The sequence below is a fragment of the Kineococcus xinjiangensis genome, assembly GCF_002934625.1.
Lineage (GTDB): Bacteria > Actinomycetota > Actinomycetes > Actinomycetales > Kineococcaceae > Kineococcus_A > Kineococcus_A xinjiangensis.
Window position 1 is genome coordinate 21,951 of sequence record NZ_PTJD01000015.1, and the last position, 17,380, is coordinate 39,330.

At 76.3% G+C, this 17,380-nt stretch carries 15 protein-coding genes; 5 read left to right on the plus strand and 10 right to left on the minus strand.

Annotation, left to right across the window (positions count from 1 at the left end):
* Positions 1–39: 39 nt before the first annotated feature.
* Both CLV92_RS17450 and CLV92_RS17455 read right to left on the minus strand, forming a co-directional pair.
* Positions 40–3,435 carry a phosphodiester glycosidase family protein gene (locus CLV92_RS17450; protein ID WP_104434855.1) on the minus strand — a complete coding sequence of 1,132 codons (3,396 nt, stop codon included), beginning with the start codon at positions 3,433–3,435 and terminating at the stop codon, positions 40–42.
* 81 nt (positions 3,436–3,516) lie between these two features.
* On the minus strand, positions 3,517–6,084 hold the full coding sequence (locus CLV92_RS17455) for a DEAD/DEAH box helicase (RefSeq protein ID WP_104434857.1): 2,568 nt from the start codon (positions 6,082–6,084) through the stop codon (positions 3,517–3,519).
* A 63-nt stretch (positions 6,085–6,147) separates the two neighbouring features.
* Between CLV92_RS17455 and CLV92_RS17460 the strand changes: the two genes are divergently transcribed.
* From CLV92_RS17460 to CLV92_RS17470, 3 genes are all read left to right on the plus strand, one after another.
* On the plus strand, positions 6,148–6,696 hold the full coding sequence (locus CLV92_RS17460; RefSeq protein WP_104434859.1) for a 2'-5' RNA ligase family protein: 549 nt from the start codon (positions 6,148–6,150) through the stop codon (positions 6,694–6,696).
* Entirely contained in the window at positions 6,693–7,697 is a 1,005-nt protein-coding gene (locus CLV92_RS17465; RefSeq protein ID WP_104434861.1) for a nucleoside hydrolase, read from the plus strand. Before CLV92_RS17460 ends, CLV92_RS17465 begins: the two co-directional genes overlap by 4 nt.
* A 62-nt stretch (positions 7,698–7,759) precedes the next feature.
* The gene (locus tag CLV92_RS17470) at positions 7,760–8,482 is read left to right on the plus strand and encodes a hypothetical protein (RefSeq protein ID WP_146099620.1); all 723 of its coding nucleotides are present in this window, start codon (positions 7,760–7,762) and stop codon (positions 8,480–8,482) included.
* A 36-nt stretch (positions 8,483–8,518) separates the two neighbouring features.
* On the opposite strand, the gene CLV92_RS17475 is transcribed toward CLV92_RS17470, so the two are convergent.
* The 3 genes from CLV92_RS17475 to CLV92_RS17480 form a co-directional block, all read right to left on the minus strand.
* Positions 8,519–9,373, minus strand: a complete 855-nt coding sequence (locus tag CLV92_RS17475; RefSeq protein WP_146099621.1) for an ATP-grasp domain-containing protein — start codon at positions 9,371–9,373, stop codon at positions 8,519–8,521.
* 93 nt (positions 9,374–9,466) lie between these two features.
* Positions 9,467–9,631, minus strand: a complete 165-nt coding sequence (locus CLV92_RS21620) for a hypothetical protein (protein WP_158257309.1) — start codon at positions 9,629–9,631, stop codon at positions 9,467–9,469.
* Between the two features lie 321 nt (positions 9,632–9,952).
* Complete coding sequence (locus CLV92_RS17480) at positions 9,953–10,732, minus strand: sulfite exporter TauE/SafE family protein (RefSeq protein ID WP_104434867.1); 780 nt, start codon at positions 10,730–10,732, stop codon at positions 9,953–9,955.
* Between the two features lie 244 nt (positions 10,733–10,976).
* On the opposite strand from CLV92_RS17480, the gene CLV92_RS17485 reads away from it, so the two are divergent.
* On the plus strand, positions 10,977–11,582 hold the full coding sequence (locus CLV92_RS17485) for a hypothetical protein (protein ID WP_104434869.1): 606 nt from the start codon (positions 10,977–10,979) through the stop codon (positions 11,580–11,582).
* Between the two features lie 22 nt (positions 11,583–11,604).
* Here the strand turns inward: CLV92_RS17485 and nhaA are convergent, their stop codons facing one another.
* Positions 11,605–12,954 (minus strand): Na+/H+ antiporter NhaA, encoded by a 1,350-nt coding sequence (gene nhaA / locus CLV92_RS17490; protein WP_104434871.1) that lies wholly within the window; start codon positions 12,952–12,954, stop codon positions 11,605–11,607.
* Between the two features lie 204 nt (positions 12,955–13,158).
* Here nhaA and CLV92_RS17495 point away from each other — a divergent pair, with 204 nt between their 5' ends.
* Positions 13,159–13,818: an HAD family hydrolase gene (locus tag CLV92_RS17495; RefSeq protein ID WP_104434873.1), complete on the plus strand. Its 660-nt coding sequence runs from the start codon at positions 13,159–13,161 to the stop codon at positions 13,816–13,818.
* A 16-nt stretch (positions 13,819–13,834) separates the two neighbouring features.
* On the opposite strand, the gene CLV92_RS17500 is transcribed toward CLV92_RS17495, so the two are convergent.
* The 4 genes from CLV92_RS17500 to CLV92_RS17515 all read right to left on the minus strand — a co-directional run bounded on the left by CLV92_RS17500 (position 13,835) and on the right by CLV92_RS17515 (position 17,275).
* Entirely contained in the window at positions 13,835–14,455 is a 621-nt protein-coding gene (locus CLV92_RS17500) for an L-threonylcarbamoyladenylate synthase (RefSeq protein ID WP_104434875.1), read from the minus strand.
* Positions 14,456–14,497: 42 nt separating this feature from the next.
* Positions 14,498–16,177, minus strand: coding sequence for an ATP-binding SpoIIE family protein phosphatase (locus CLV92_RS17505; protein WP_146099622.1), 1,680 nt, complete (start codon positions 16,175–16,177; stop codon positions 14,498–14,500).
* A gap of 101 nt (positions 16,178–16,278) precedes the next feature.
* Positions 16,279–16,722 carry an ATP-binding protein gene (locus CLV92_RS17510; protein WP_104434879.1) on the minus strand — a complete coding sequence of 148 codons (444 nt, stop codon included), beginning with the start codon at positions 16,720–16,722 and terminating at the stop codon, positions 16,279–16,281.
* 70 nt (positions 16,723–16,792) lie between these two features.
* Positions 16,793–17,275, minus strand: a complete 483-nt coding sequence (locus tag CLV92_RS17515) for a hypothetical protein (RefSeq protein WP_158257310.1) — start codon at positions 17,273–17,275, stop codon at positions 16,793–16,795.
* Between the last annotated feature and the right edge of the window lie 105 nt (positions 17,276–17,380).

Sequence of the window (17,380 nt, forward strand, 5' to 3'; positions counted from 1 at the left end):
CAGGTCCCACCGATCGGGCCAACAGCGGGCGGCCCGGCGTCAGCGCACCACCACCTCGGTGCCGGCCTCCAGCGTCCCCGCCCGGACGCGCACGGTCGCAGTCCCGGGCTCCAGGCCCCGCAGCGTCAGGGTGGGCGCGTCGAGCCCCACGACGGCGCCCGCTCGCGGGGCGCGCCTGCGGCCGGTGTCGACGGAGACGCCCTCGCCGCTGAAGCGCGCGCCGGGCGGGACGGCCAGCTCGACGGGGCGACCCGCGAGGTCGACACCGGTCAGGGACAGCGGCGCGCTCCCCCCGGGGGCCAGTGCGGCGGGGCCGGTGAGGTGCAGCTTCCGCAGCAGCGGCCGGGCCTCGGCGCGCAGCCAGCCGTCGTCGCCGCCGGTCGCGGCGAGCAGCAGCGCCCGCGTCCCGGTGGGCGGGGGCGCCGCCCGCTGCGGGCGCAGGTGCAGCAGGGTCCACGAGGCCCAGCCCTGCGGGCGCACGCCGACGTGCACGACGCCCTCCCGCCGTCCCACGGCGGCGCCGTCCGCGCTGACGAGGGCGACCCGCTGGCCCGTCGCCGCCCGGTGCCGGGCCAGCCAGTCCTCCAGCAGCCGCCGCTCCCCCGGGTCGGCCAGACCACCGGCCGCCCCGGACGTCCCCCGCTCCGCGAGGACCACGACCCCGCGGACGCCGGGGTCGCGTCCCGCCGCCGCCAGCTCCGCCTGCAGCCACGGCAGCTGGGCGTAGTCGGCGGTGCGCAGCGACCCGCCCGCGGAGTCCAGCAGCAGGTAGCGGGTGCCGCCGACGTCGACGCGGCGGTGCGGGGCGGGCGCGGCACCGGCGGCGAGCCCGGCCGCGGCGGAGCTCCCCACCTCCCCGTCCCCGGGCAGCCACGACCACGGCAGGCCGGGCGGCAGGGTGCGCTCGATCAGGGAGCGGGCGAAGGTGACGTCGGCCTCGGTGGCGGCGGGGCCGACCACGCTGCCGAGGAGGAGGACGTGCCGGGCGCCCGCTCCGGTGGCCTCCCGCAGTGCCCGCACGAGGGCCTCGGCGGCGGGTGAGGACTCCCCGTCGGCGGCGCGCAGCCGCGTCCCGGGGACCACGGCCACCGCCTCGCCGGGCGCGGTGGCGGACGTCGCGGAGACGGGCATCGCGGCGGGGTCGAGCGGTCCGCCGTCGGCCGCGGGCACCGCCCCCGGCACCGCCAGCGCGTCGAGCAGCGCGAACTCCACCGCGCCCGCGCCGCGCCGGGCGGCGTCGGTCTGCACGAGGTAGAGGCGGTCCACGGTGACGTCGTCCGCGCCGGGGGGCAGCTCGCCCTCCACGCGCCGCCACCCGGTCCAGTCCACCCGCGCGGCGAACGTGAACGGCGCGGCGGCGCCCCGCACGCGGATCGCCGCGCGCAGCCAGGCCCCGGAGCCGTCGCCGCGCACCCACAGGGCCAGGCCCCTGCTGCCGCGGGGGGCCCGCAGGGGCGCGGCCGCCACGGCGGAGGCGGTCGAGGTGCCCACCGCCTGGTTGCGGAAGTCGTAGGCGAGGCGGAGCGCGCGCGGCACACCGGGCAGGTCGGGAACGTCGACGCCGGTGGTGGTGGCCGTGCCGCGCACGGCGGTGGCGCTCCACCGGGCGGGGTCGGTGAGCGGGTCGAGGCCGACGACCTGCCGTCCGACCGCGACGGGCACCCGGGCGGTGCGCCCCCCGGCGCTGAGGGTGACGGGGACGACGACGGGGCCGCCGGTGCTGGCGGTGAGGCGGAACCCGCCGGGCAGGGCAGTGATCTGGAGGACGCCCGGGTCGGCCTCGACGCGCACGTCGGACGGCTCGACGGCGGCGGCGGCGCCCTCGGCGTCCCGGCCGACCACGACGACGTCCACGGCGGCCCCCGCGCCGGGCAGGTCGACCGTCTCGTCCCCGGCGGCGGAGGCTGCGGGGCGCAGGCCGAGGCGGTACAGGGGCCCGAGGACGGTGAGGGGGGCGCTGCCCGTGACGGCTCCCGCGCCCACCCTCAGCGTCGTGGTCCCGGGCCGCAGGCCCCGCACGACAGTGGCTGGCGCCGGCTGCGGCTGGGCCGGGCCGTTCGCCGCGACGGCGGGGTCCTCGACGGTCCAGCCGGCGGGCGGGACGGGGGGCGCGGGGACGGGCGCGCCGCTGTCGTCGAGGGCGGTGGCCGTGACGGTGCGCGACATCCCCGCGAAGGTGCGCAGCTCCGCTGCGGCGCCCACGGTGAAGCGGTGGGGCACCCCGCCGCCGGGCGCGGGGACGAGTCCGATGGCGTTGGCCACCGGCCGCTGCGCCCCGTCGGAGGGCACGCCGACGGGCGAGACGCCGGCGTCGCCGGGGCGGCGGGCCACCATCTGCGCGGAGCCGCCGCCGTCGAGCATGACCGCCTCGACGGCCCCGGCCTCCTGCAGCAGCCGGGCCGTCTCCACGGCGGTGGCGCCGCGGGAGGCGGGCGTGCCGCCGTCGACGGTGAGGAGCAGCACCTCCCCGCTCGCCGTCCAGCCGACGGCGCTGCGGGCCCGCAGCGCCGCCCAGGTGGGGTCGGCGGTGTCGACGGGGGCGAGGGCGCCGCCGCGGAGCAGGACGAGGCGGGCGCCGAGGGCGAAGCTGCCCGGGCCGGTCGGCAGCGCGCCGGTGCGCAGGGAGTGGTCGATGTGGACGGGGGTGCCGACGGGGAGCGCGGCGAGGTCGGCGGCGGCCGCGCCGGTGGCGACGAGGACGGAGCCGCCCTCGGGGACCGGGAGGGCGGTGGCGCCGGTGCGCACGGCGCTGACCCGCCCGCCGACGACCTCGACCTCGGTGGCGGGCCCGGCGGCGATCTTCGTGGCGGCCAGCGCGCGGTTCCCCGGCCCCCAGGCGGGGGTGTAGAGGGCGAGGGAGCCGGGCCGGACGGCGCCGGGGTTGAGGGAGGCGAGCGGCCAGGTGCGGCCGGCGGCGGTGACGCTGCCCTGGAGGAGGACGTCGGCGACGGTGCCGGGACCGACGCCGGGGAAGCCGACGGCCACCTGCGGCCAGTCCTCGGCCTTGAGCACCCCGCCCACCGCGACGGGCCCGTCCGGGGCGCCGGTGCGGTCGATGTCGAAGAAGTCGCCGTTGACGGCGGCCACGGCGCCGGAGCGGCCCGCGAGGTCGGCGGGGGTGCGCGGGTTGCTGAGGGTGTCCTGCAACAGGCGCGCCCGGGTGGGCCCGTCCGGGCGCAGGCGCAGGACGGCGCTGTCGAGGAAGCCGAGGGGGTCGACGCTGCGGCGCCGTTGCAGGACGACGCCGGGGGCGATCTCCTCGGTGGAGGAGTCCAGCAGCAGCGCCGCGCCCGTCTGGGCCGGCATCGCGGCACCGGGGAGGGTCGCGTCGGGGAGGGCGGCCGCCGTCGCGCGGGGGGCGAGGAGCCCCGGGGCCGACAGGACGGGGCCGGTGAGGGCCGCGGCGAGGCAGAACGTCAGGAGCCTGCCCCGCACCCCCCGAGATCGACGCTGGGTCTTCGATTGACTACGCCCCGTCACAGCGCGGAGCCTAGCCCGAACGCCGCCGCCCCGGGCTCAGAGCCGGTCGAGCCCCGTCACCCGCACCACCGCCGTCCCCGCCTCGTCGGACGCGTCGAGGTCCACCTCCGCGGTGATCCCCCAGTCGCGGTCGCCCGCCGGGTCGTCCAGCACCTGCCGCACGTGCCAGCACCGCGGCGAACCCGCACCCCCGGGGCGGTCGCCGCGGTCCACCTGCAGCAGCTGCGGGCCGCGGGCGTCGGGCCCCGTGCCGATGCTCGGGTGCTCGGCGAAGTAGCCGTCGAGGGCCGCCGTCCACTCCGGCACCCCCCACGTGCCGGGCACGTCCTCGTCGAGGGCCGCCAGCTCCCCGGTCTTGTGCCGGGCGGCCAGCTCCACCCGGCGGAACATCGCGTTGCGCACCAGCACCCGGAACGCCCGCTCGTTGGCGGTCACCGGCGGGGCCTCCTCCTCCTGCGGCGCGGTGGCCGTCTCCGGGTCCTCCGAGGGGTCGCGCAGCCGCTCCCACTCCGCGAGCAGGCTCGAGTCGGTCTGGCGCACGACCTCCCCGAGCCACTCCACGAGGTCGGTCAGCTCGTCGGTGCGGGCGTCCTCGGGCACCGTCTGCCGCAGCGCCTTGTAGGCGTCGGCCAGGTAGCGCAGCACCAGGCCCTCCGACCGGGCGAGCTGGTAGAACGCCACGAAGTCGGTGAACGTCATCGCCCGCTCGTACATGTCGCGGACCACCGACTTCGGCTTCAGCTCGTAGTCGGCGACCCACGGCTGCGTCTGCCGGAACACCTCGAACGCGGCGGTCAGCTCCTCCTCCAGGGGCTTCGGCCAGGTGATCTCCTCCAGCAGCTCCATCCGCTCGTCGTACTCCAGGCCCTCGGACTTCATCCGGGCCACCGCCTCGCCCTTCGCCTTGAACTGCTGCGCGAACAGGACCTTCTGCGGGTCGTCGAGGGTGGCCTCGATGACGGAGACCGCGTCCAGGGCGTAGGTGGGCGAGGCGGTGTCCAACGTCTCCAGCACCGCCAGGGCGAACGGCGACAGCGGCTGGTTCAGGGCGAAGTCGAGCTGCAGGTCCGCGACGAGGCGGACCTGCCGACCGTCCGGAAGCGGCTCGGGCAACCGCTCCACGACCCCCGCGGCGAGCAGGGTGCGAAACAGCGCCACGGCCCGGCGGACGTGGCGGACCTGCTGCTTCGGCGGTTCGTGGTTCTCGCGCAGCAGGTGCCGCATCGCCTCCACGGGGTCCCCGGGACGCTGCAGCACGTTGAGGAGCATCGCCGTGGTGACGCGGAAGTGGGACGTGAGCTGCTCCGGCGAGGCGTCGACGAGCTTGTCGTGGGTGCTGCGGCTCCAGGAGACGACACCCTCGGCCGCCTTCACGCGCTGCACCCGCTTCAGCTTCGCCGCGTCGTCGCCGGCCTTGGCGACCCGGCGCGCGTTCTCCACCTCGTGCTCGGGGGCCTGCACGACGACGGTGCCGGCGGTGTCGAAGCCGGCCCGCCCGGCCCGCCCGGCGATCTGGTGGAACTCTCGCGCCTTGTAGTGGCGCACGCGGCGGCCGTCGAACTTCGTCAGGCCGGAGAACAGGACCGTGCGGATCGGCACGTTGATGCCGACGCCGAGGGTGTCGGTGCCGCAGATGACCTTCAGCAGGCCCGCCTGGGCGAGGGTCTCCACGAGGCGGCGGTACTTCGGCAGCATCCCGGCGTGGTGGACGCCGACGCCCATCCGCAGCAGGCGGGAGAGGACCTTGCCGAACCCGGCGGCGAAGCGGAACCCGCCGATGGCCGCCGCGATCGCGTCCCGCTGCTCCCGCGTGGCGATCTTCGCGCTGGTCAGGGCCTGGGCCTGCTCCACCGCCGCCGCCTGCGTCGGGTGCACCACGTAGACGGGCGCCCGGTCGGTCTTGAGCAGGTCCTCGATGGTCTCCTGCAGCGGCGTCGTCACGTAGTAGTGGTGCAGCGGCACGGGCCGCTCGACGGAGGTCACCACGGCCGTCTCCCGGCCGGTGCGCCGGGTGAGGTCGCGCTGCAGCCACGTGACGTCCCCGAGGGTCGCCGACATGAGCAGGAACTGGGCCTGCGGCAACTCGATGAGGGGAACCTGCCACGCCCAGCCGCGGTCCGGCTCGGCGTAGAAGTGGAACTCGTCCATCACGACCTGGCCGACGTCCGCCAACGTCCCCGAGCGCAGGGCGATGTTCGCCAGGATCTCCGCGGTGCAGCAGATGATCGGGGCGCCGGCGTTGACGGAGGCGTCGCCGGTCATCATGCCGACGCGCTCGGCGCCGAAGGTCTCCACCAGGGCGAAGAACTTCTCCGACACCAGCGCCTTGAGGGGGGCGGTGTAGAAGGTGCGCTCCCCGCGGGCCAGCGCCGCGGCGTGCGCACCGGCCGCCACGAGCGACTTCCCCGAGCCGGTGGGGGTGGACAGGATCACGTTGGAGCCGGTGACGACCTCCAGCAGGGCCTCCTGCTGCGCCGGGTACAGCGAGATCCCGTTGCCGGTGACCCACTCCTCGAACGCCTCGTAGACCGCGTCGGGGTCAGCGTCCGGTCCGGGCGCCGGGAGCAGGTCGGGCAGGAAGGCGGGAGCACCGGAGGCAGTCATGGTGGGTCCATCGTCCCACCGCCCGGGCGGGGTCGGGGCGCCCGGCGGCTAGCGTGCTGCGGCATGAGTTCCTCCGCGGACCGGGGTGCCGCCCGGGAGACCGGGCTGGTCCTCACCGTCCCCGCCCTCGCGCCTCTCGTCGACCGGTGGCGGCTGACGACCGTCCCCTCAGCGGCGCTGGGCGGGCCGGTGCACGTGACCGCCCTGTACCCGTGGCTGCCGGCGCCCGCGTACGGCGAGGGGCTCGCCCGCCTGCGCGACCTCGCCCGGGACCTGGCACCCCTGACGCTGGCCTTCGAGCGGCTGGGCACCTTCCCCAGCGGCGTCCTGCACCTGCACCCGGAACCGGAGGATGACGTGCGGCACCTGGCGCGCACGCTGCAGGCCGCGTTCCCGCAGTGCCCGCCCTACGGAGGGCAGTTCCCCGACCCCGTGCCCCACCTCACCGTCGCCACGGCTCCCCCGGAGGCGCTACCCGACCTGGAACGGGAGGTCCGCAACGCCCTCGCTCCCCACCTGCCGGTGATCGCCACCGTGGATCACCTCACGGTGATGGAGCAGCAGGACGACGGACGCTGGCTGCAGGCCCACCACATCGGTCTCGGGTCATGAGCGGCGATCCGTGGATCGAGGCGGCACGGCAGGCGGAGGAGCTGCGCGCGGCGAGCGAGCGGCTCGGGATGCCGTCGCAGGTCGCGCAGGTGCCGCCGGCGCTGCCGCTGGACTCCCCGCTGATCCTCGACACCGACGTCGGCGGTGACCCCGACGACGCGGTCGCCGTGGTCGCCGCCGCACAGGACCCGCTGCTCGCCCTGGTCGTCACCGCCGACGAGACACCGGAGGGGGAACGGGCCCGGCTGGCCCGCCTGCTGCTGGACCAGCTCGGCCGCGCCGACGTCGGGGTCGTGCGGGGCCCCTGCCTGGGCGCCACCCGCTACGTCGCCCTCGACGGCCTGGTCCTGCCCCCCGCCGACCTGCCCGCCGGCGAGGACGCCGTCGAGGCGGCGGTGGGGGCCGTCGTGCGCGCCGGCGGCGGCCGCGCGCGGTGGGTCGGCATGGGACCCCTCACCAGCCTCGCGGCGCTGCAGCGGCGCCGCCCCGACCTGGTGGGCGCCCTGCGGGTGACGCAGATGGGCGCGGCCCTGGACTACCGCCACCCCGACCGGGCCGAGCACAACGTCCGCCTCGACGTCGCCGCCGCCCGCCACGTCCTGGCCCACGTCGCGGACCTGGAGTTCGTCCTGAGCGACGTGACGTTCACCCCGGAGCTCGCCCTCGGCGCCGACCACCCCATCACCACCGCCCTGGCCGACAGCGCCCTGCCGTGGGCGCAGACCCTCACCGCGCACCTGCGCGCGTGGTTCGACCGGTTCCACCCCGACACCCTCCAGCACGACGCGCTCACCCTCACCGCCGCGCTCGGGTTGCCGGTGGTGTCGATGCGCCCGGCCACCGTGGCCCTCGACGAGATCGGCCGCATGCGCGAGGCCGAGGGCGGGCGGCGGGTGCGGTTGTCCCAGCACGCCCACTACGGCCGGTTCTGGTTCTGGCTGCACCAGCAGTTCACGGCCGCGGGCCTCCCGCTCCCCCGTCCCGCCGCGACGACCTCCTGAGCATCCGCGCCGGCGGGACCGGGGTCGTTGCCGCCCGGAGCCCGGTCCAGGATGCTGGGGCGATGCGTCGTCCCGGGGTGCTCGCGGCGGGCGTCGCGCTGACCGTCGCCGTCCTGGGCGGGGCCGCCGTCGCCGTCGCGGGCCTGCCCGGCACCGGGGGCGGCCGTGGCGCGGCGGTCGCCGACGGCAGCACCGCGCCCTCCGGGTCGGCCTCCCGCACCGACGGGGGGACGTCGCCCGCTGCCGGCACGGTGGCTGCCGAGCCGGTGACCCCGCTGGTCCGCGAACTGTCGGTGGCGAGCGGCCACGACGTGGCGGATCGGGACGTGCTGGTCTCCGCGCAGGTGGATGGCGATCGCGTCGTGCTCCTGGCGAGGGAAGCCCGCGAGGACGAGGCCGCGTACGGCGGCCGGGCGGCGCAGCTGTGGCTGTCGCGCCAGGGCGCGCCGTTCGAGCGGCTGTCCGACTACCTCTCGTACGACCTGAGCTGCATGGAGGGCGACGCCGTCTGCGAGCGCCTGCGGCCGACCGGGCTGGGACTGGCCGCCGTCTGGCAGGACGGGGACCGTTCCACGCTGCTCGTCGCGCTCCCCGAGGGCAGGACGGCGCAGGTGCGCACCGCGGAGGGAGCACCCGTCGCCCTCACGGCGGCGGAGCGCGGCTCCGTGGGCACCGTCCGCACGGACCTGCCCTGGGACCTGGCGGTGGACGTCACGCAGGCGGGCGACACCTACCGGCTCCCCCTCCCCGTCGGCGGGGTCGTCACCGGGATCGCCGGCGGATGACCGGGGGCGGCCCGCGGGGGGGCTCCGCTCCCGCGCTCAGCCGTGGAACTCGACGTAGCCGGTGGCGGCGTCGTGCGCGACCGCCACCACCGGCTCCTCCCGGCGGGCACGGGCCACCTGGGTCTCCTCCGGCGCCCACGCCCAGCGCCCGGCGCCCGCGGTGCCGGCGACCTCGACGGCGTCGACGAAGCGCACCGGGTCGCAGTCGTAGGGGCCGGACGCCCACAGCGGGTTGGCCTCCACGACCAGCCACCGCCCGGAGCGGCAGTCCACCGCCACGTCGAGCGAGCAGACCGGCGGGCAGTCCGACCCCAGCGCCCGCACGGCGTGGCGGGCGAAGACCAGGGCGTCCGGGGAGCGGCCGGACGCCAGCGCGGGACTCCACGCCCGGCCGGCGACGCGGTAGGGGCTGCCGGTGAGGACCTCCCCGTCGCAGACGACGAAGCGGTGCTCGTGGTCGAGCTGCAGGACGTCCCGCGTGTACTGCACCCGCATGCTCCCCGTGGCGCCGGAGCCCTCCGCGGCACGCCGGAACTCCTGCGCGTCCCAGATCCCGGCGGGGCAGTCGAGGAGCTTGAGCAGGGCGGGCTTGACGAACATCCGTCCCGACGGGAGCCGGTCCAGAGTGGTGGAGACGACCTCCCGCCCGGTGAGGGCGGGGTCGATCGTGCTGACCCAGTCCCAGCCGGGGGCGACCAGGGCCGGGGCGAGGCCGGCGACGTGCAGGCGCGCGGCGTAGGCGTCGGCCATCCAGAAGACCAGCGCGTCGTACTCCGCGGCCGGCGGCACCTCGACGCTGTAGGAGAGGAACAGCCGCCGGTCTCCGCGGCCGGGTGCCAGGCGCATCGCGACGGCGCTCGATCGGGCGATGACGCACAGCGCGCGGTCCATGCGGGTCACGCTGCTGGACCCGTCCGCCTCCCGTCCAACGGGTTGCGCCCGCCCGGCATCCGGCCGGCCGGTCGGATGCCAGGTGGGCGGGGCTCAGGAGCCGCCCTGCTCCTCGTCCGAGTCCGCACCGACGTGGGTGCCGGTGTCGCCGGTCTCGCTGTCGGCGATGACGTCCTCGATGCTCGGCTGCCCGGCGTGCGTGTTCAGGCCGGCGGCGTCGGGGTCGTTGTCGGGGATGTCGTCGACCTGCTCGCTCATGCGCTCTCCTCCGCCGGTGGTGATCCTCGGCGCCAGTCTGCCCGAGGGGCCGGCCCGGCGCTCAGCGCAGGACGTGGACCCGCCGCGGTGGCCGTGCGCTCCCGGAGGGGCCGAGCATCGCCCCCGCGTGCTCGGCCCCACCCGCCGGGGCATGTCGCGCCCTGCTCGGCGACGTGGTGGCGCGGAAGCAGCCGCCACACCCCTACGACGCACCGGAGCGCCCATCGGTTGCACCCGGACGCCCACGAGTTCCGCCGGGCGCCCGGCAGCGCAGGCAGAGGCCGTGCCGGGGAGGCGCCGGGGCACGCCGGGGACGGGCGGTCAGTCGGCGAGGAACGTCCACAGGGCGACGCAGCCCATCACGACGATGACCGCGCGCAGCACCGCGGGCGGCAGCCGCCGGCCCACCGAGGCGCCGAGCTGCCCGCCCACGAGGGAGCCCGCCGCGACGAGGCCCACCGCGGCCCACGCGATGCGCTCCGGGGCGACGACCACGTAGATCAGCGCCGCCACGACGTTGACCGCCAGGGCCAGCACGTTCTTCAGGGCGTTGAGCCGCTGCAGGCCGTCCGCGAGGAGCGGCCCCATGATCCCCATCAGGAGGATGCCCTGCGCGGCGGTGAAGTAGCCGCCGTAGACGCCCGCGCCGTAGACGGCCAGCAGCAGGCCCACCGCCCCCCAGCCCGTGGGGTCCCCGGTGCGGCCGCGCGCCGCCCGCCGTGCGCTGACGACCCGCTGCAGGCGCGTCTGGAGGACGACGAGGAGGAGGGCGAGGACCAGCAGGACCGGGACGATCGCCTCGAACGCCCGCTCCGGCAGGTGCAGCAGCAGCGACGCCCCCGTCACCGCCCCCAGCAGCGAGGCGGGCAGCAGCCGCAGCAGCCGCCTGCCCTGCCCCCGCAGCTCCCGGCGGTAGCCCCAGGCGCCGCTGAAGCCGCCGAAGACCAGCCCGATGGCGTTGCTCATGGTGGCCGTCACCGGCGGGTAGCCGAAGGCGACGAGCACGGGGAAGGTCACCAGCGTCCCGGAGCCGACGACGGTGTTGATGGCGCCGGCCCACACCCCGGCGGCCAGGATCGCCAGCGCCTCGCCCCAGTGCACGCCCGGAGGCTAACCGGCAGCACCCAGGGTCCCGGTGGGCGGGCCGGTCGTGGCCCCGCGGAGCACGGGGCGCCCCGGTCCTGCCGGCGCAGCGACACCGAGCCGCCTACGCCGTTCGGGGTCGTCCGTGCGCGCCCGCGCTCCCGGTGCTGTCACGCTGCCGAGGGCCACGTCGCGGCACGCACCCACCTCGCCCGCCTGCGATGTGACTGCACCGCCCGTGACACGTGAGGAGCCGGTCCGCATGAGCCGTCGCACCGTCGTCTCCCGGCGCAAGGTCGCGAACGTCCTCGCCGCCCGCATCGAGGGCCGCCTCGGTGACGCGGACTTCGCGGACTTCCTGCTCTGGGACCGCTCCGCCGCCGCGCACCTCGCCCTGCTGAACTTCGTGGCCGCGGTGAAGCTCACGGCGTGGACCGGCGCCGACGAGATCACCGAGGACCAGATCGCCTTCCTCGCGCGCAGCGTCGCCCGCGACGGCCACGCCCGGCGCGCCGGCGGCGCAGCGGAGCCCGGGATGACCGTGACCGGCGCCGCCCACGACGCGGACGTGGCGGGTCTGTCCACCACCTTGCGGCAGATGTTCGGGCACGAGCCCCTGGAGCAGGACCTGCGGGTGTACTCCGCGAACATGGGCAGGCTCGCCGCCCGCGTGTTCCAGCAGCAGGACGGCGACGGGTGGCGCAGCTCCTACGACGAGATCGCCGAGGCCCTGCCCGTCGTCCCCGGCGGCCGGATCCTCGCGGGGCTCGCGCTCGGGTTCGCGACGTGGCGGCTGCGCCGCGCCGGGCTGCTGGGCGTCCCCCGTCGCACGATCGACCTGCGGGACGACGTCCGCGTCACCGCCTGACCCGTCCGGCGCGGCGCAGCCCCTACGCCTGGTCGGGACGCCCCACCTGGTCGGGGCGCCCCACCTGGTCGGGGTGCTCGTAGATGTCGGGGATGCCGTCCGCGTCCGTGTCGGCCCGCTCCCGCTTCTCGAGGCGCCGGTACACGCCGTTGCGCATCCGCAGCAGCACCGTGGCCAGCAGGGCCGCCAGCAGGGAGCCGACGAGGACACCGACCTTGACGTGCTCGGCCTCCTCGCTGCCCGGCCCGAAGGCGAGCTCCCCGATGAGCAGGGACACCGTGAAGCCGATCCCGCCGAGCAGCGCCAGGCCGAGGACGTCCCACCACGACAGCCCCTCGTCCAGCTCGGCGTGGGTGAAGCGCTGCACGAGGTAGGTGGCCCCGGTGATGCCGATGCTCTTGCCGAGCACGAGCGCGGCGATGATGCCGATCGTCAGCGGGTCCCGCAGGGCACTGCCCAGCCCCGCCAGCCCGCCGACGCCCACGCCCGCCGCGAAGAACGCGAACACGGGGACGGCCACCCCGGCCGAGACCGGCCGCCACACGTGCTCGAAGTGCTCCGCCAGCCCAGGCCCCGACTCCTCGCCCCCGGCCTCCCTGCCCCGCAGCACCGGCACCGCGAAGCCGAGGAGGACACCGGCGACCGTGGCGTGCACCCCGGAGGCGTGCACCAGGTACCAGGTGACCAGCGCCAGCGGCAGCAGGAACCAGACGCTGCTCACCCGTCGCTGCACCAGGAACGCGAACAGGCCCAGCGGCAGCAGCGCCAGCAGGAGCATCCCCGGCACCAGCTCGCGCGTGTAGAACAGCGCGATGATCGTGATGGCCAGCAGGTCGTCCACCACGGCCAGCGTCAGGAGGAAGGTGCGCAGCCCCGTCGGCAGGTGGGTGCTGATGACGGCGAGGACGGCCAGCGCGAAGGCGATGTCCGTGGCGGTGGGGATCGCCCAGCCGCGCAGCACGCCCGGCTCCCCGCCCAGGTTGATGAGGACGTAGACCAGCGCCGGGACGGCCATGCCGCCCACGGCCGCCGCGACCGGCAGCGCGGCGCGGCGCGGATCCCGCAGGTCACCGGCGACGAACTCCCGCTTCAGCTCCAGCCCCGCGACGAAGAAGAAGATCGCGAGGAGACCGTCGGCCGCCCACTGGCCCAGCGTGAGGTCCAGGTGCAGGGCGTGCGGGCCGAAGCGGGCGTCGCGCAGGGCCTCGTAGCTGCCGCTGGCGGAGGAGTTCGCCCAGACGAGGGCCAGCACGGTCGCCAGGAGCAGCAGCGCCCCACCCACCGTCTCGCTGCGCAGCACGTCGGAGATGCGGCGCGCCTCCGGGTACGAGCCCGGGCCGAACAGGGTGGACTTGGGGGGGTGCGTGCTCACAGCGGCGTCTCCTGGGGTCGGTCGAACGACTGCCGACCAGTCTTCCCGGCGCACCGCCTCCCACCGTACCGGCCCCGCCCGGGTGCGGACGGACCTCGCTCACCCGGGCGGCCCACGCCTCCCGCGCCGGTGCCCGGCCGGACGCTTCAGCGGCGCCGGAACGGGTAGGGGCGGTCGGAGGACGACCAGCACGGAGGGGATCTCGTGGCCGACACCGCCATCATCGACGTCGACGGAACGCTCGTGGACAGCAACTACCAGCACACCCTGGCGTGGTTCCGCGCCTTCCGCCGCTTCGACGTCGTGGTGCCCGTCTGGCGCATCCACCGCAGCATCGGCATGGGGGGCGACCAGCTCGTCCCCGAGCTGGTCGGCGAGGACTTCGCCGAGCGGCACGGGGAGGACGCGCAGGAGGCGTGGGTGGAGGAGTTCGACCGGCTCATCGACGAGGTGGAGCCGTTCGAGGGCGCCCGGGAGCTGCTGCGCACCCTCGGCGAGCGGGGCTTCACCGTGGTGCTGGCCTCCTCCGGCAAGCCCCAGCACGTCGACCGCTTCCTCGACCTGCTCGACGCGCGGGAGCTGTGCGCGGGGTGGACGACGTCGGCGGACGCGGACGCCACGAAGCCGTCGCCGGACCTCCTGCTGAACGCCCTGCGGAAGGTGGGGGGCACGTCGGGCGTCGCGGTGGGCGACTCCACGTGGGACGCCCTGGCCGCCGGCCGGGCGGACATGCCCTCGGTGGCGGTGCGCACCGGCGGCTTCTCCCCCGAGGAGCTGCAGGAGGCCGGGGCCGTGCACGTCGCCGAGTCGCTGCCGGAGCTGATCGCCGCGCTGGACAGCACGCCCCTGGGCTCGCCGTCCTGAGCGGGCGCCCGCGGGGCTACTCGAACCGGGCGGTGTCCCCGGCCCCGACGCGGACGACCTCCGGGTAGCCCTCGGACCAGTCCACGACCGTCGTGGGCCGCGTTCCGCACTCGCCCGCGTCGAGAACGGCGTCGACGACGTGGTCGAGCTCCTCCTTCACCGTCCAGCCGTCCGTCATGGGCTCCTCCTGCCCGGGCAGGAGGAGCGTGCTGGACAGCAGCGGCTCCCCGAGCTCCCGCAGCAGCACCCGCACCAGCGGGAACTCGGGGATGCGCACCCCCACGGTCTTCTTCTTCGGGTGCGCCAGCCGCCGCGGCACCTCCTTCGTGGCGGGGAGGATGAAGGTGTACGGCCCCGGGGTGGCCGACTTGATCGCGCGGAACGCCGCGTTGTCCAGGTGCACGAGCTCCCCGAGCTGGGCGAACTCCGCGCACACGAGGGTGAAGTGGTGCTTCTCCCCGAGGGCGCGGATCGTGCGGATCCGCTCCGCGCCGTCCGGGCTGCCGACGCGGCAGCCGAGGGCGTAGCCGGAGTCCGTCGGGTAGGCGATCAGCGCGTCGTCGCGCAGCATCGCCACGACCTGCGCGACGGCGCGCGGCTGCGGGTCGACCGGATGGACGTCGAAGTAGCGGGCCACGCTGCGAGCCTAGGACGGCCGGGCGCTGGCCGGTTCCCCGGCTCAGCCCACCGCCAGCTCGAAGAAGACGCGCTTGCCGCTCTCGGTGGCCTCCACGCCCCAGCGCCGCGCCAGCACGTCGACGATGTGGAGGCCGCGCCCGGTCATCGCGTCCTCCCCCGCCTCCCGCAGCTGCGGCATCCGCACCGAGGCGTCGGCGACCTCGACCCGCAGGGCGCCGGGGAGCTGCTCCACGGTGACCTCCACCCCTTCCGTGGTGTGCAGGACCGCGTTCGTGACGATCTCGCTGGTGAGGATCTCCGCCTCGTCGGCGACGGCGTCCGCGGACCACGCCTGCAGCACGTCGGTGACGAACTGCCGGGCCGCCCCGACGCTGGCCGGGTCGCAGGGGAAGCGCCGCGCGACGCGGGTGCCCGCCCCCTCGCGCGCCGGGATGCGCAGGGCCAGGACCGCGACGTCGTCCTCCTGCGCGCAGCCGTCGAGCATCTGCGGCACGACCTGCTCGACGACGCGCTGCGGCAGCGGGGGCAGCCGCTGCAGGACCCGGTGCAGCCGCTGGATCCCCGCCTCGACGTCGGAGTCGCGCGCCTCCACGAGCCCGTCGGTGAACAGCAGCACCAGCGTGCCCGGCGCCAGCAGCAGGGTGTGCTCCGTGCAGCGCAGCTCCTCCTCCACGCCCAGCGGCGGGTCGGGGGTGATGTCGAGGGAGTGCGCCTCTCCGCCGGGCGGGCGCACCACCGGGGCGGGGTGCCCGGCCAGCACCACCGTGACGGCGCCCGTGCCGGGCTGCAGCTCCAGGTAGGCGCACGTCGCGAACTGCGGGATGCCCAGCGCCCACATCAGCCGGTTGACGCGTTCCACGACCCCCGACGGGGAGTGCCCCTCCAGCGCGTAGGCCTGCATGGCGTTGCGGACCTGCCCCATGACGGCGGCCGCGGCGAGGTTGTGCCCGGCGACGTCGCCGATGAGCACGGCGATGCTGCCGCTGGGCAGGCGCAGGGCGCTGTAGAAGTCACCGCCCACCTCGTAGCCCTGGGCGGCGGGCACGTAGTGCGTGGCCACGGGCAGCCCGAGGCGGCCGAAGTCCTCCGGCGGCAGCAGGGCGCGCTGCAGGGTGACGGCGGCGCCGTGGGCGATCTCGTGCAGCCGGGCCCGCTCCAGCGCCTGGGCGTAGTGGCTGGCGAGGGTCCGCATCAGCCGGCGCTCGTCGTCGTCGAAGGTGCGTTCGGAGGAGTAGGCGACGGACCAGCCGCCGATGACCCGGCCGGAGACGACGAGCGGCAGGGACGCCCAGGCGCACCGGCGCTGCGTGTGCAGGACGAACTCCGCGCCGGGGAACCGGCGCAGGAGCTGGGCGGGGTTCTCCACGAAGTGGACGCGGCCGGTGGCTGCGGCGTCGGCGACGGGGCAGGCCGCGAGCTTCTCGGGGTCGCGCACGGCCTCGAGGAACTCCGCGGGGTAGCCGCTGACGTGGGAGACGACGAGGCGGTGCTCCGCGAGCAGGCAGACCATCGTGCCGTCGCAGCCCAGCACCACGGGGGTGCGCTGCATGATGACGCGCTGGACCTGCTCGAGGGTGACGGCCTGCGACAGCGCGGAGGCGGTGTCCAGCAGGAGCACCGCGCGGCGGGCCGCGGCCTGCGCCTGGCGGGTGCTGCGCTCGAGGAGCCGCCGGCGGTGGGGGTCCTCGGGCAGCGTCCCGGCGCTGGAGGACCCGCTCACGCCGACCACCTCCCCGCCGTCCTCGCCGGGGTCGCCCCCCTGGGGGGGCTGACGGTAGCCGATGCGGCGGGCCGGGCGGCCCGGCGTCGGCTCGCCGCCGATCACAGCAGCGAGTCGAGGTCCACCTCTGCGTGCAGCGCCTCGGGGAAGCCGTCGGAGGTGAGGAACTCCCGGGGCTCGAACCAGACGCACTTGCCGCCGCCCTGCTCCGGGGGCACCGCGTCGACGCCCCAGTCGTGGGAGAGGGACTCCACGAGCCGCAGCCCGCGCCCGGTCGTCGCGGACAGGTCGAAGCGCCGCTGCCGGGGTGACGCCGGGGACCGGTCGGCCACCTCCACCCGGATCCGTCCCGCGTCGGTGCGGCGCAGGGCGATGGTCATGGGGGTGCGCCCGTGCAGCACCGCGTTGGTCACGAGCTCGGAGATGCCGAGCTCAGCGGACTCCTCCAGCTCCTCCGCGCCGAACTCGCGCAGGGCGTCGCGCACGTAGCGCCGGGCCGCGGAGACGGCCTGCGCCATCGGGTCCAGGGACAGCGGTTCGCTCACGGCCTCGCCCCTCCGGGTGCTCCTGCGGGACGGGGCGCGGCGGTGGTCCGCACCCGGCCGTCGCCCCTGCTCACTCCGCTCCCCGCCACGGCTGCGGGTCCTCGCCGGCGATCTGCCGCTCGAACTGGTCGAACAGCCACCGCCGGTAGGCGGCGACGTCGGCGGGGGCCGCCAGGGTGAGCAGGTGCTCGCCCTGGCGGCAGTACTCGTCGGCCTCCTCCAGGATGCCCCGCATCCGCCGGACGAACGGCCCGACGTGCCGGGGGACCCGGTAGGTGACGTCCAGGTCCTCCTCGCCGCGTTCGAGGGCGGCGGCCATCTCGGCGTCGGGTGCGGCGCTGAACGCCCCGTAGGTGGTCTGGGCCTCGGCGGCGAGGTCGAGCAGGCGCTGCGGCACGGACTCCTCGACGTGCTCGCGGGCGTGCTGCTGCGCGCCGATCTGGATGAGGGCCAGCTCGCGCATCAGCTCCTCACCGTGCTGGGCCGAGCGGGCCCGCAGGCGGAGCGGGATCCGCAGCAGGCGGACCTCGGCCAGGTCGGTGTCGTCGGGCACCGCGCCAGTGTTCCACGGTGCCCTTCCGCGGTCCTGCCCGTCGCCGGCCCGCTGGGGGCGACTGCGCGGGACCGGGCCGACTACTCTTCGAGAGTGCTCGTCACC